12 protein-coding genes are annotated in these 13,970 nt (G+C 69.6%); 4 read left to right on the top strand and 8 right to left on the bottom strand.

Translation table 11 applies throughout. The features are described from left to right. Positions 1-487: 487 nt before the first annotated feature. From cas6e to ACFC0Z_RS07315, 7 genes are all read right to left on the bottom strand, one after another. Positions 488-1,219 carry a type I-E CRISPR-associated protein Cas6/Cse3/CasE gene (gene cas6e, locus ACFC0Z_RS07345; RefSeq protein ID WP_376433762.1) on the bottom strand — a complete coding sequence of 244 codons (732 nt, stop codon included), beginning with the start codon at positions 1,217-1,219 and terminating at the stop codon, positions 488-490. After that, the gene (gene cas5e / locus ACFC0Z_RS07340; RefSeq protein WP_376433760.1) at positions 1,216-2,064 is read right to left on the bottom strand and encodes a type I-E CRISPR-associated protein Cas5/CasD; all 849 of its coding nucleotides are present in this window, start codon (positions 2,062-2,064) and stop codon (positions 1,216-1,218) included. The genes cas6e and cas5e overlap by 4 nt, the downstream gene beginning before the upstream one ends. After that, on the bottom strand, positions 2,061-3,440 hold the full coding sequence (locus tag ACFC0Z_RS07335) for a type I-E CRISPR-associated protein Cas7/Cse4/CasC (protein ID WP_376433758.1): 1,380 nt from the start codon (positions 3,438-3,440) through the stop codon (positions 2,061-2,063). Before ACFC0Z_RS07335 ends, cas5e begins: the two co-directional genes overlap by 4 nt. After that, a complete protein-coding gene (gene casB / locus ACFC0Z_RS07330; protein WP_376433756.1) occupies positions 3,437-3,994 on the bottom strand; it encodes a type I-E CRISPR-associated protein Cse2/CasB in 558 nt (185 codons plus the stop codon). Before casB ends, ACFC0Z_RS07335 begins: the two co-directional genes overlap by 4 nt. Then, positions 3,991-5,529: a type I-E CRISPR-associated protein Cse1/CasA gene (locus tag ACFC0Z_RS07325; RefSeq protein WP_376433754.1), complete on the bottom strand. Its 1,539-nt coding sequence runs from the start codon at positions 5,527-5,529 to the stop codon at positions 3,991-3,993. Before ACFC0Z_RS07325 ends, casB begins: the two co-directional genes overlap by 4 nt. A gap of 218 nt (positions 5,530-5,747) precedes the next feature. Beyond that, entirely contained in the window at positions 5,748-6,620 is an 873-nt protein-coding gene (locus tag ACFC0Z_RS07320) for a hypothetical protein (RefSeq protein ID WP_376433752.1), read from the bottom strand. A gap of 152 nt (positions 6,621-6,772) precedes the next feature. Then, positions 6,773-7,069 carry a hypothetical protein gene (locus ACFC0Z_RS07315; protein WP_376433750.1) on the bottom strand — a complete coding sequence of 99 codons (297 nt, stop codon included), beginning with the start codon at positions 7,067-7,069 and terminating at the stop codon, positions 6,773-6,775. 338 nt (positions 7,070-7,407) lie between these two features. Here ACFC0Z_RS07315 and ACFC0Z_RS07310 point away from each other — a divergent pair, with 338 nt between their 5' ends. From ACFC0Z_RS07310 to ACFC0Z_RS07295, 4 genes are all read left to right on the top strand, one after another. After that, a complete protein-coding gene (locus ACFC0Z_RS07310; protein ID WP_376433748.1) occupies positions 7,408-8,334 on the top strand; it encodes a serine hydrolase in 927 nt (308 codons plus the stop codon). A gap of 412 nt (positions 8,335-8,746) precedes the next feature. Next, positions 8,747-9,820, top strand: a complete 1,074-nt coding sequence (locus tag ACFC0Z_RS07305; protein WP_376433746.1) for a hypothetical protein — start codon at positions 8,747-8,749, stop codon at positions 9,818-9,820. A gap of 380 nt (positions 9,821-10,200) precedes the next feature. Next, positions 10,201-11,289 (top strand): hypothetical protein, encoded by a 1,089-nt coding sequence (locus ACFC0Z_RS07300; protein WP_376433744.1) that lies wholly within the window; start codon positions 10,201-10,203, stop codon positions 11,287-11,289. A gap of 1 nt (position 11,290) precedes the next feature. Further along, entirely contained in the window at positions 11,291-13,102 is a 1,812-nt protein-coding gene (locus ACFC0Z_RS07295; protein WP_376433742.1) for an alpha/beta hydrolase family protein, read from the top strand. Positions 13,103-13,273: 171 nt separating this feature from the next. On the opposite strand, the gene ACFC0Z_RS07290 is transcribed toward ACFC0Z_RS07295, so the two are convergent. Continuing rightward, complete coding sequence (locus tag ACFC0Z_RS07290; protein ID WP_376433740.1) at positions 13,274-13,957, bottom strand: RraA family protein; 684 nt, start codon at positions 13,955-13,957, stop codon at positions 13,274-13,276. Positions 13,958-13,970: the final 13 nt, after the last annotated feature.

Raw genomic sequence — 13,970 nt, 5'->3', positions numbered from 1 at the left:
GGGCATTAGACGCCGAGACGCAGCGATCGTCGCCGCTCGCATGAGCCCCCTGCCCTGTGGCTGCAGAGTGGGGGGACAGCTGCGGCGTCGCCGGATGTGACGTGCGGGTGTGACGCCCGCACGGCTCCCGGTATGAGCCATCCTTCCACGTCAGAAGCCCACTTGGGCACTGCCGGAGAAGGAAGAAGGACGGCTCTGGATGTAGGCACGGTAAGCAGATACCTTTCTCCACGCAGTGCCTGTCGTACTGCGTCTGCTTCTCATCACACCCTGGTGATGTGGCGGCGCCTTGTTCCCCGCACCTGTGGGGATGGACCCTGAGTTCTCTTCGCCTTGGGCGCTCGGTATGGCCCCGCTGCCGCGGGGATGGACCGCGTTATGAGCAAGGTCCGGTACTGCTCCCGCATGCGCGGGGATGCTCACCGCGCCGGTGGGCTCGTTCCCGGGTGGGTCTTCACCCCGGAACGAGCCCTTCATCACGGCCGGCTCAGCGGGTCAGTATGAGTCCGCAGCTGTAGGCGCGGGCGTGACCGAGGCCGTTCGACAGGACGTCGACGAAGGTGTCGGGGTCGGTGACCGTGAGGAATCCGCGGATCTCGGCGCGGCCGATGCGGACCGGCTTGCTGCGGTGTGCGCTGGAAACCGTCGGCAGCATGCGGATTCCCAGCGCGGCCGGATCGGTGGTCGCACCGATGCGGACGACGCCGTCCTCGGCGCTCGCGGCTTCCCCGTCACCCTGCAGCCGGCGTGCGAACCAGCGCTTCACATGGTCCGGGGTCGTGTGGGCCGTGCGGGTGCCCCGGGCGCTGCGGGCCTTGTCCGAGGGAGCCTTCCCCGAAGGGATGGTGTGCGCCGGATTGACCACCGCGCGGAAGCCGACGACCTCACCGGCCTTGAAGGTGCGGTCGACGGTGATGAGGTGCGGCGCAGCCGTGAACGCCTCGCGTGGAATACGAGTCCAGTCACCCGGCACCTTCGACTGCACGACCAGGACGAGGGCGGCCGCCTTCAGGTCCACCGACCATGTCGACAGCACTCCCATCTGGGCCCGCGCCCCCGGCTCACCGTCCTCGACCCACCCGCGGAATCCGCTCATCACGGTGCGGTGCATCTCCTGGGCGTCGACCAGGGACTTCGCGACGAGGGGATGGCGGGCGTTCAAGGAGAGAACGGAATGGGTGGCGACGAAGCGGGCCGTCGAGGCCCGTGTGCTCTTCACGGGATGATGTCCCATCCGGTTGCGGTCGGCGCGATGGTCACGCGGGTACGGGTCTCCCAGCGGGTGGCATGGATCCGGCGGGCAGCGTCGAAGGAGACCGGCTGGTCATTGCTCTGCACCGCGCCACGGGTTCCCGAGGGTGCCTGGATCCATGCCCAGGGCCGCCGCCCCGAGATGTCGGGTCCCTCGGGGCCGGGGAGCAGGACCTTGCCGGTGAACGCCGTCATGATCGTCCCCGGCAGGATCTCCGCAGCCAGCGTGCCCGACGGCGGGCACGCCTTGCGGCCCAGCCACAGCAGCCGCTTCGGGTGCTCCAGGGCGTGACCGATCTCCTCCAGAAAGGCCTGGTCCTCGTGCTGGAGGCCGACGACGAACGCCGCGTCCGAGAGGTACCAGCGCTCGGTGATCATCGCGTTGCGCGACAGTTCGGCCGAGACGAGGGTCCCGGACACCGGGTCGGCCGTGATCCTCTTCGGAGCGCCGTACCAGCCGGCCAGCTCGTGGTGCCCGAAGCCCGGCCCGTCGGCGGCTTCCATGCTCGCCGCGACGGCCGCGGCACGCCGGTGGTCGGTGATGATGTCCCGTGGCCGAAGCGGGAAACTGCCCGCTCCGACCTTGTGGTAGTCGCGCACAGGTGTGCCCGGATGGTCGGCGCGGACTCCGAAGACGAGCCCGGCCAGATCGTCCACGCGGTCGCTCCGGTCCCGGCCCAGGGCGGCCGCGCACAGCCCGACGACGCCCGACTTGGTGGGGCGGGCATGACTGTCACGGCGGGCGAAGCGGGAGGACACCCCCCAGGACTGCAGGGGGGCGGCGAGCCGCACGAGCAGTACGTGCGTGCTCACGCCGTCAGCTCCTCGGCCGAGGTCACGGGCTCGGCACCGATCTCGCGCAGCCCTCCCAGGAGCTCGTCGATCTGGGGGTCGTAGGTCAGGACCCGCCCGTGCCGGATGTCGGGCCGGCGCAGGCTGACGAACGCGTGGTGCTTCAGCAGCCGCCGGACCGCCGCGGGGCCGGCCGGACCCTCGCCGTCCTTGTCCACCGGGTTCTCGTCGATGGGCGACTGGAACGCGGCCGCGTAGTTGTACGGGCGTTCGCCTTCGAAGGCGAGGACCAGCGCGGGCAGCGAGCCGGTGGAGGCGGTGGAGTTCTTCTTCGCCTCGGGGAAGGCGTCGACGAAGGCGGTGACGAACTCGGTCTCGGCCGCGACGGACGCCTCCTCGGCCTCGGCCGCGGTCATGCCGGCCGCCTGGAGGTTCTGGCGCAGCTTCAGCCGGTCCAGGACAGCATGCCGGTAGAAGGTGCCGGAGATCAGAGACTGGTAGCCCGTCATGCCGGCGCCCGCGTCGTCCGCGGCATCGAGGAAGTCCAGGGCATTGCTCTTGCGGTCCAGAGGGTTCGCCTTGCGGTCGAGCTTCGCGTCGTCGGCCGCGGCGTAGAAGTCGTCGACCTGCTCCGCCTCGTGCACGGTGAACGCGTGGCTGCTCTGGACGGCGCCGTCCACGTTCGGGGACTCCGCGATCTCGGCGAGGAACCGCCCGTACAGGGCGATGTCGATCGCGTCGCGCGGAGCGAGCGCGGTCAGGACCGCCGCACGGATCGGCCCCGGCAGCGCGGGCAGCTTGGCATCGGCGGCGGACTCGCCACCCTCCGCCTGCGGCGCTTCGTCCTGCCCACTGCTCTTACGGGGGCCCTTCTTCGCCTTGGCTGCGGCCGCCGCGGCCGCTTGGGCCTCCAGGTATTCACCGGCCCAGGACCGGACGGTCTCCGCGTGCTCGTCGATGTGGGCGGCGATACGCGTTCCGGCGTCTCCGGGAGCGAACAGCAGCACCTTCGTCAGGTTCGCCACGGTCTTCTTCGCGGGGTCCCCGAACTTCAGACCGGTGGCCTCGATCACGGCGCGGGCGGTACGCACCGCCTCCTCCGACTCCCAGCCGTGAACGGTGGCGAGGGCACGGGCGGTGATCAGTGCCCACTCGCGCGTCCGGACACCGGTGTTGCGGCCGGCGAGCGCGCCGAGACCGACGTTGGCCCGGTTCCGGGTGTGCACGCGTTCGGCTCTGCGCCGGGCCTGACTGGTGATCATGTGCCGTTCGGCACCGCCGTAGACGATGGACTTGGGTGCCCCGTTCTCGTCCCGTACGGGAAGGACGGCCACCAGGGTCTCCAGAAGGTGCAAGGAAAGGAACTGGCTGCCGGGGAGAGAGACGTCGCTGGTCACGTGGTGGAGCCCTTCTGAGAGTTGGCGGCAGCGTGGCGGCTGGGGGGCATGTGAAAGGCGACCCCCCACTCGTACGGGATGCGGGCCTTGCGGTCGTGCCACTGGTTCAGGTCGTCGACGAGCCGTGCCCAGGAAGGCGGTTGCTGGTCACAGGCCCGAAGGCGGGCGACGGCGTGCTGGAGATGACGCCAGGGGACACGACGGCTGGAGACGATGCGGTCGACGAGCCGGGACGCACCGGGGTCCTCGGGGCCGCGGCCTGCGCCGCTGCCGATCCGGCGGGCGGCTTCGCCGAGGCTGCCGTAGCCGAAGGAGGGCTTCGGCCGCCCCTGGTGGTAGACCGCGAACAGGAACGCGACCTTGCCGTAGACCTCACGCTGGGCTTCGGTGGGGCTGTACCACAGTGCGCGGAAATGGGGCTCACGCTGGGAACCGGGCCGCCGGAGCTCGGCGAGACTCGCATAGTTGTTGTTGTGCACCAGACTGGCGAGCCAGGCCGTGAGTGCGGCGCTGCTCTCGCCGGTGGCGGTACCGGGGCCTGCGGTGGTCGTCATGAGATCTCCCCTCGAAGTTCGTCCGGTGCCTTCGCGCCGGTCAGTTCCCTGTCGAACTCCCTGAGCGCGGCAGCCCGCGCCTTCGTGCCCCGGGAGCTCCTGGGCAGCGAGTCGAGGCGTTCGGTGAGGAACCTGCGTGCGTTGCCGACGATGGTGAGCGCGTACTCGTGAAGGGACTCCTGGACGTCCTCTCCCAACGCCGTCTCGTCCAGCAGCAGCTCGAACGGCTCGCACGCGCCCGCCCAGTGAGGCTCACGGGCATCGAACTGGGCTATCTGGCTGTCCTTGTCGGTCGGCTTGGGATTCGGGAACTCCACCCTCCAGGCCGCACAGGCGGCCTTGTACAAGGCGGTGGCCACGAGTTCGGCGACGACCGACCCACGACGGGAAGCGTGGTAGAGACTGGCCTCCTGACCGGGAGCGAACGGGAAGTCACCGTCGACCCACGCGATACCCGTGGTCTGCTTGGTGATGAAGCCGACGGTCCACAGCTTGACGAACCGCGCCGGCTGCTGGCCCGGCTCGGGCGCGACACCCTCGGGAGGGAAGAGCGCGAGTCTCCGGTACAGCGTGCTGCCGTCGTTGCGGCCCTCGCCGGACCGCGCGTCGGCCACCGCCGCGTACAGAGCGTGGGCCTCACGCCAGACGGCACGGGTCGCCGACGGCCACAGCGGTTTGCGAGTGCCGTCCGCCCTCTTCACGAACACCGCGTCCTGCAGATGCTCGTCCGAGAGGGCCAGCAGTTCTCCCGCTCCGAGCAGCACACGGTCCACCTGCTCCCCGTCACGAGCGGGACGCAGCAGGATCGAACGGCCGAGGTAGCTGTGCAGATCGGCCGGGCCGGTGACCGGCCTGCCACCCGGCTTTGTCTTGAACCCCCGGCGCTCCTTGCCCACCGTCCACGTGCGGTTCAGTTCCCCGGACGGTCCGGGCACAGGGGCCAGATTGAGCCGCAGCGTCTCGCCGAGCGTGTCCCCGAGGGCCAGCACCCGGATCCGGGTGCCGAGACGGGTGGCGGCGAGGTTGGTGATGGTGGGCCCGAGGGTCTCCTTGCCGGAGATCCGGGCGCGCCCGGCGGGCCCGTACACGTGCTGGGTGAGCAGGGACCGGAACGCCTGCGCGGTGGGCAGCCCGTCGGCGTGCTCCAGATGATGGTGGTCGAAGAACTGGTTGTAGTCCCCGGGCTGCTCAATCACCAACTGCGCTGTCCCCGCACCGTGTTCGTCGAGGAAGGGGGCAAGCAGGGCGTTCTGTCCGAGTGGTTCCGTGGGGTGGAACAGGTCCCAGACCTCCCCCTGCGGCCGCTCGGCAAGCCACTTGGCGGCCGGACGCAGCGCGTCCTTCTGATCCACCCAGGCAGGCCACCGCTCGGCGGACTCCGGATAGGTTCCGGAGGCGTAGCAGATGGCCAGAAGGAACTCGATGACCGCGACCTTCTCGCCCGGGGTGCCGCCTTCCACGCTCCGGAGGTCATCGGCACGGTGGAGCAGCTCGACCAGGTTCAGCTCGACGCGCTGGTCGGAGAGCGTCAGCACCGGGATGCAGGGAGATTCTCGAGGGTCCCAGCTGGGCCGGGCGACCCCATCGCGTAAAGCGCTTGATTCAGTCACGACGTTGTTGCCCCCACCATGCTCATAACGGTTGTCGGCTGGATGAGTCAGGACGCTAGCAGCCAAGGAGGATCAGGATTCGATGAATCCCTGAAAGAGGCTTCATGCCTGGCGAGTTGACGACGATCAGGAGCTGGCCAAGGTCACGCGAAGGGGAGCCCTGCAGCCGCGAGCATCGCCTGCACCGCGACTTCGGGCAGGATCACGTACGCGGCTTGCCGTGTGTTCTCGAAGAACCGCCTCATCGCGCCCGGCTCGGGCGAGGCGGACGCCAGCTCCCCTTGGAGCTCCTGCGCGCGTCCTGTCACCAGGGCACGCTCGGCGTCGGTGATGTCGGCGGCAGCGACCGCGGCCAGGAGATCACGCGCGAACTGCGCATAGTTGCTCGGGCCGAAGCCGAAGGTGTTGTTCTGGGTGTTGTTGTTCCCGATCTGAGCCGGCCCGTTCACGGTGATGGTCTGAGCGGGAGGAGGGGTGACGTCCACGAAGGTCCTTACATCGACAGGGCTGCGCCCACCGCATCGGATGCCGTGAGGGGTCAGCTTGAGACGGGATTTTTCTGCGTCGTCTGACAGGTCGGCCAGGCGTGCCGCGACGAGGAAGTCCACTGCCGTGCTGACTTCCTCGGCGGTCAGGCGGTGGTCCGGCACAAGGGCGCGCGGCGACTGGAGGAAGTCGGAAAGGCTGAGCCACTCCGGAAAGGAGTCCATGGCCGCGGTCACCAGCGCGTTCAAAGCAGCGTGGAAACGGCCCGTAGGACTGCTCTTCTCCCTGATGAGCTCCTCGGCTCTGCTGACGCCCCGCGCAGTGAGCGCAGCCGCGGTCCGGACGTCGGATTCCTCGTATCTCACCACGAATCCGTTCTTCTCCAGCCACTCCACCAGTGAAAGGAGTTCCTCGCCTCTGTAGCCAATGCCGTCAGGGTCGCTGCTCAGGTCGAAGTCCCGGCCGATGATCCCGTGCGCCTTGCTGTGCAGCCACAGCAGCAGAGGGCCGGCCTTCGTCTCCGTTCTCACCCTGTGATCGTAGATCCAGGCCGCGGCCTGCCGTGGGTGAAAGGGCTGATTGGAGGCGGGCGTTGCCGACTGAGTCCACTGTGGCGACTGGTGCGGCCCCATGGGCCATGGCTGACGAGGACGCGGACCGTCCCCGATGAGCCCGCCGCAGCTCAAGCCTGCGGCGGCGTCGCCCCGGGCAGCTGCTCGACGAAGTCCAGCCACTGCTGGATCGTCCACACGACGATGCTGGAGCGGTCGGTGGACATGCGCAGCCACACCTCCTCCCCGCCGGGCATGAGAGCCACCTCCATGTGCGGTGCGTCCCACGTACCCATCGGGTACATCCACTCGATGCCATCGGGCCAGGTCCGCATCGCCACTGTGCGCACGCTCAGCGCCGCAGCGAGGGCGTCCACCGCGGCCCTGGGGATCCGCACCTCCGCCGGCTCCTGTTCGATCCCCGCCACCTGGCCACCCCCAGTGTGAGGCGGGACACCCACCCGCCGCCGCGGATCAGCGTGCCAGACTTTCGCGCCCAAGGTGCGACGCATCGCTCCCGGCCTGTGAGGCCCACAGCCACCGCGTCGACGCCCGCTGGAGAGCGACATGAACGGCCTCGTGAAGGTCGGCAGCCGTGCAGCCACCCCACCCCCTCATTCAGGACTGCCCCCCCTCAACCGGACCCCTCATCCGGGGGCCGCCCCTCGATTCCGTAGGATTCCTGCAACCTTCCACGCGGTTGAGATGTCATGTAGAGCGAACGCATCGAAGACGCGTTCGTTTTCGTTCCCAGGGGGGAATCCACATGACTCACCGCATATCCCGGCGCGCCCGCATATCCGCGGCCGCCGTCGCCGCCGGCATGTCCGCGGCCTTCGTCGCCGGTACGGTGCCCGCGTCCGCGGCCACCACGCCGCAGGTCAGCTGTACGTCCGGCAAGGCGGGGCTCGCCACCAAGCTTCAGCGGGACATCACCGCCGCCCTCGCCACGCGCGCCGGCACCGTCGCCGTCGGTCTGCGCGACCGCAGCACCAACACCACGTGCACGCTGCGCGCCACGACCGCGTTCGACTCGGCCAGCGTCGTCAAGGTGACCGTCCTCGCGGCCCTCCTGTGGGACGCCAAGAAGACGAACCGCTACCTGACCTCACGCGAGACCACCCTCGCCACCGCCATGATCACCAAGTCCGACAACGCGGCCACCTCCACCCTGTGGCGGCAGCTCGGCCTCACCAAGATCAAGGGCTTCCTCACTGCCGCGGGCATGACCCGCACGGTCCCGGGAACCGGCGGCTACTGGGGTCTCACCCGGATCAACGTCACCGACGAACAGCGACTGCTCTCGCTGATCACCGCCAAGAACAACGTCCTGAGCGACAACGCCCGCGCCTACATCACCAAGCTCATGGGCAACGTCGTCACCTCGCAGCGCTGGGGAACCCCCGCCGGCGCGCCCTCCACCGTGTCCGTCCACGTCAAGAACGGCTGGCTCCAGCGCGCCACGCGCGGCTGGCGCGTCCACAGCGTCGGTACGTTCAAGGGCGCCGGCCACGACTACACGATCACCGTCCTCACCGACAACAACAGCACGATGACCTACGGCGTGAACACGATTCAGGCCGTCGCCAAGGTGATCCACCGCGACCTGGTCCCGGTCACGTCCACCGCCACCGCCCGCTACATCCCGACCGCCAAGCCCAGCGAGGCCTTCGTCGCGGTACCCCAGGGCTGACGCCCCGCCCTGACAGCCCGCGAAGCGCCCGGCCGCCGTCGAGTACGGCGGCCGGGCGCTTCGGTGTGCAAGCCCCCGACGCCTCGCCCCGCCCCCTCGCCCGCGGCGGCGTCCCGGACGGGCCCGCAGCCCAGTCCCGCCGCCGACGGTGATCGTCTCATGGTGAATCATGGCGGAACTTCATTCTTGCCATATGTTTCGTGAGCGTAAAAGACGCCTTCTTGACAAAGTCCCGATCATGCGAAATTGCACGACACGGCTACGGACTTGGTCATTCCGATTCCCGGATCCAGCAGCCCGGACCCTTGCGATTCAAGCCATACTTTCAGGCCGTATTGCGTGCCTCGTTTCGAGTGATGTTGTCTATGGCGTGGATCGAGCGACTAATGAACGATGAGGGGAAAGGCTCGTTATGCCGACGATCAAGATTAATCCTGCTCGATACAGTCAGTTCGGGTCGGCGGAAGGGAGTGTGTTCTGCCTCATCACGAACCGAGAGATCGAAAACGAGCTGGAGATCGTCAAAGAAGCTCCGTACGCGGAATACCGGACCATCCTCATCGGTCCGGGCGACGACTTCGAGGCGATGCTCGCCGCGGGAACCATTCCCCAGCGGTCGCATTCCCTGGTGATCTCGCCGTACCGGTTCTTCGAGTCCCCCTCGGAAGAGGCCCTCGGCCCGAATCGCAAGCTGATGGGAATGGCCTGCAACTCGACGCCCGCCGATCTCGACATCATCCGGCACTTCGTCCGCGTCATCGAAAACACCTCCGCCGAGGAGCAGGGCGAGTTCAGCGACCGGTTCTTCGAGCTCGCCGAATCCACCGACCACCTGCTCTACGTCGACGAGCGCCACGGCACACGCGCCGTACTCGACCACCTCGCCGACGGCCTGATCTGGAACCAGCAGGCCGGCCCCCTCGAATGGGGAGAACAGCAGATCGTCCCCTCCGGCGAGATCAGCGTCCTGCCGATGCAGATCGTCGAATTCGACGAGAACCTGCACCTTCCGCTCGAAGGCAGCATCGCGTTCCGCGGATTCCCGATCCTGCACAGCGGCACCCCGTCGTTCATCCGCAAGGACCAGGCGCGCCTCGCGGGCAAACTCGCCGGCCTGGAACACGAGGCGGTGGTCTGCGACGTCTCCAAGGGGACGATCACCTCGCTGCGCCCCTTCCGCAGGGAAGGCACCCCGGTCGCCAAGGTCTTCGAGTCCATGTTCGAGATCGACTCGCGCTACGCGTTGGTCTGGGAGATCGGACACGCACTCAACACCAGCCTGGACATCCTGCCGGGCAACCACGCCATGAACGAGGTGTACGGAGGCGAGCGAGGCTGCCTCCACTGGGGGCTGGGCCTCACCCCCTTCACCCAGTACCACCTCGACATCATCTCGCCCGACACCACCGTCTACACCGAAAGCGGTGACGTGGTCCTGGGCGACAAAGGCGGCGCTCCCCGCGTTCGTCTGGCCGATGTTGCCTGACCGGCCACGAACGATCGCGTGAGCGCGAAATCCACCACGGAAGGGAGGTGTCGGCCATGAAGAAGACCATCAAGGTGCGCAAGAACAGCAACTACCTCGGCACCCTGCTCGGCTGAGCCGAGTAGTCGAGTAGTCGCGTAGCCGATCAATGATCAGTTGGGGGGTGAGCGCCATGAAGAAGACCATCAAGGTTCGCAAGAACAGCAACTACCTCGGCACCCTGCTGGGCTGAGCCGAGTAGCTGGCCGCCAAGGCTCGATACGTATCGCGCCGGGTGTGCCACGAGTGAGGCGGGCCGAGATGGTAGCTCGGCCCGCCTCACTGACACACCGGCACACCGACATACCGGCACACCGGCACAACGATCTGGGAGTGTCACCGTGATTATCGTCCGCCCTGATGCCTATCGCCAGTACCCGGCGGGCCGGAACCGATTCGTGCTCGTCCTGGAACAGCAATTCTCCGGCAGTTTCCGGATCGAGCCCCCCAGCCGCTACGAAGCGTGGGACACGGTCACCGCCGAACCGGGCCGGTCCCTGACCGACGTACTGCGCTCCGGCATCCCGCAGGACACCGACGTCCTCGTCGTGGCCCAGGACGCCCGGCTGCTGACAGCCCCCGCCGCGCAGGTGGGCCCGCACCGCACCGTCGCCGCTCTCCGCGCCGGTACCGGTCCCTTCGCCCTCGACCAACTGCGCGGCCTCCTCGCGGCATTGGAGAAGACCGACCCCGACGCCCTCGGCCGGACCCGCGCCGTGCTCGGCGACGCCCTGGCGGCGGCCGGCGGCCTGGTCATCGAAGAGCCCCTGACCGCGTCCGTGGCCAAGATGGCCTTCGCCGCGCCGACATGGTCCCGGACGGACACCGGCACCTTCCTGCCCGGCGTCGTGCAGAGCGCACCCACCGGCCTGCAGAGGCTCGACCTGACGAGCGCCGGCACCACCCTCACCGGGCAGATCGCCGTCAAGGGATGGTCCGTCGTCCGCACCCGCGCCGATGACCAGGCCCGCTCCCAGGAACTGTTCGAGAAGCTCTCCGGGCTGTCCCACTATCCGCTCGTGCTCACCGTCGAGGACGGGACGGTGACCGACATGAAGGCGACCGAGACGGGTTCCGCGACCGCGGCCGCCGCCCTCACGCGGCTCTTCGCCGCCGACCCGCACCACGCCGAAGTCACCGGACTCGAATTCGGCACCAACCCGGTCGCACCCCAGCTGCCCTTCAACTCCGAATCCAACGCCGCCGCCACGGGCAAGGCCGCCGCCTCCGTCCACCTGCTGCTCGGCACCCTGCCGCGTACCGAGTTCCAGATCGTCCTCGACTGTGCCACCAGCTCCCTCACCGCCCTCGGCGGCACCACGCCCCTGGCGGGAGCGGGAGCGGGAGCGGGCGCGGCCTCTGCCTCGGCCGGTCAGAGCCCCCGGCGCCGGATGAACCGCGTCACCGCGGCCAGTTGCGGCTGCCACTGACATGACCGCCACCGCCCCGAGCACACCCCTGTGGGAACAGCGCTTCCGGGCCCCGCGCTACACGCTCCCTGCCTGGGCCAAGAGCTCACCGGAGCGCTGCGTCTTCGTCAGCGACCGCTCCGGCGTCGCCCAGGTCTACTGCTGGGACCGTACGGCCGGAACGCTGCGACAGGCCACCCACCGCCCCTCCGGCGCCCAGAACTGTGCCATCGAAGCGTCCGGAGAGGCCGTGTGGTGGTTCGCCGACACCGGCGGCGACGAGCGCGGCCAGTGGATGCGGCAGCCGTTCGGCGGGGGCCCCGACGAGCCCGCCGTACGCGACATGGACCCGTACTGGCCCGCCGGACTCGCCATCGGCCTGCGCGGCCACACCCTGCTCGGCCACACCACCGAGCACGGCACCGACGTCTCCCTCGTCCTGCCCGGCGGCGGATCCCGCCGCCTCTACCGGCACGAGGAACCCGCGTACGCCGTCGACCTGTCCCGCGATCTCACCCTCGCCGTCATCGCGCACAGCGAGCGCGGAGACCTGTGGGAGCCGGGCGTGCGCGTCCTGACCACCGACGGCCGCGCCGTCGCCGACCTCGACGGCGAGGCCGTCGGCTTCTCCCCGGTCCCCGGCGACAACCGGCTGCTCGTCCTGCAGCCGCGCGAGGACCGGTGGGAGCCCGTCATCTACGAGCCGCGCACCGGCGAGCGCGTCGGCCTCGACCTCCGGCTGCCCGGCGAGACCTCCGCCGAGTGGTCCCAGGACGCCACCTCCCTGCTCGTCGTCCACGACCACCAGGCCCGTTCCCAGGCATTCCGCTACGACCTGGCCACCCGTGAACTGACCCGTCTGAAGATCCCCGACGGCACCATCGAGCACGCCCGGACCAGGCCCGGCGGAGACGTGTGGTTCCAGTGGTCCGACTCCGCGCACCCGCCCGTCTTCAAGGCTCTCGACGGCGATCCGCGGTTCCCCGACACCGTCCACCCGCCGCAGACCGCGCTCGCCCGCGACGTGTGGGTACCCGGCCCCGGAGGCCGTATCCACGCCCTGCTGAGCCTGCCCCGCACCGGCACCGGGGCGGGCACAGGCACAGGCACAGGCACAGGCATCGACACCGGGCCGTATCCCGCGGTGTTCCTGCTCCACGGCGGGCCCGACGAACACGACCGCGACGCCTTCGACCCCGAGGTCGCGGCCTGGACGGACGAAGGATTCGCCGTCGTACGCGTCAACTACCGCGGCTCGACGGGCTACGGGCGGTCCTGGACGGACGCCCTGCGGCGCCGCGTCGGCCACACCGAACTGGAGGACGTCACCGCGGTACGGCAGTGGGCCGTCGACCAGCGGATCGTCGACCCCGCCCGCCTCGTCCTGGCCGGCTGGTCCTGGGGCGGCTACCTGACCCTGCTGGCCCTCGGCACCCGGCCCGACGACTGGACCATCGGCCTGGCCGGCGCTCCGGTCGCCGACTGCGCCGCCGCCCACCGGCAGGCCATGGACGACATCAAGGCGCTCGACCGCAGCCTCTTCGGCGGCACACCGGAGGAAGTACCCGAGCGCTACCGCGACTCCTCACCGGCCACCTACGCCGACGCCGTCCGCGCGCCGGTCTTCATCTGCGCCGGTGTCAACGACGCGCGCTGCCCCATCGACCAGGCCCGCGCCTACGCCGACCGACTTCGGGCCCGCGGCCTGCCCGTCGAGTTCCACGCCCTGGAGGCGGGCCACAGTCTGACGGCCGTGGACGAACGCGTCACGGTCTTCCGCCGCCAGGTCGCGTTCGCCCGTACGCACATCCACGCCGCGAGGAGCCTGCCATGACCTGCCGATGCACCCAGACGGACACGCGCTGCCGGCAGGAGATCGCCGTCCACCGACCGCGCCGCCGCAGCGACCTGCTGCTGCGCTGGTCCGCACCCGCCTGAACCGAGCCCGCCCGAACCACGCCCGCCCGCACCCGTCCGAACCACGCCCGCCCGCGCCCGCCCGCTCCTACTCCAGCGCCCCGCCCACCCGGGACAGGTGCGCGCGGAAGGTGTACGACGGGTCCTCCCGCCGCAGCTTCTTGAACTCGTCCCAGCGAAGCTGCTCGCGCAGGCTCAGGCCGAGCAGTGCCTTCTCCGCCTGGCGCTGCTCAGCCTCCACGACGGCCCGGGCGACCTCCTCCACCTCCGCGTGCACCCCGGCGGGGACGACGACCACGCCGTCGGAGTCGCCCACCGCGACGTCACCCTCCTCGAACGCGAAGGGCCGCTCCGTGCCGCCGCCGGTCACCGGAGGCACCGTGGGCGACGACGGGCAGGGCCCCAGGCTGAACACCGGCAGCCTGATGACGGCCAGCTCGTCGGTGTCCCGGTGGCACCCCCACACCACCAGGCCCGCCACACCCGCCAGCCGCGCCTCGATCGCGACCAGGTCGCCCACGCACGCCTCGTCCGTACGCCCCTGGTTGTCGATGAACAGGACATCCCCCGGGCGCGCCGCGTCCAGGCCCTCGAAGATCGAGACGACCCCCTCGGTGTGCCGGACCCGGCGCAGCGGGCCGGCGAGCCTCATCCCCGGCACGGCCGGCCGCAGGGGCAGCGGCGGCCGTGCGAGCGGGTGCCCCAGCCGGATGCCCGCGTCCCACAGTGCCGCCGTCGGCCACATCTGCCCGTCGGCCGGACCTACGTTCATGGATACGGCTCCT

Origin of the sequence: Streptomyces sp. NPDC056144, from assembly GCF_042264145.1 — a bacterium.
Taxonomy (GTDB): Bacteria; Actinomycetota; Actinomycetes; order Streptomycetales; family Streptomycetaceae; genus Streptomyces.
This window is presented reverse-complemented; position numbering and strand designations above follow the sequence as displayed.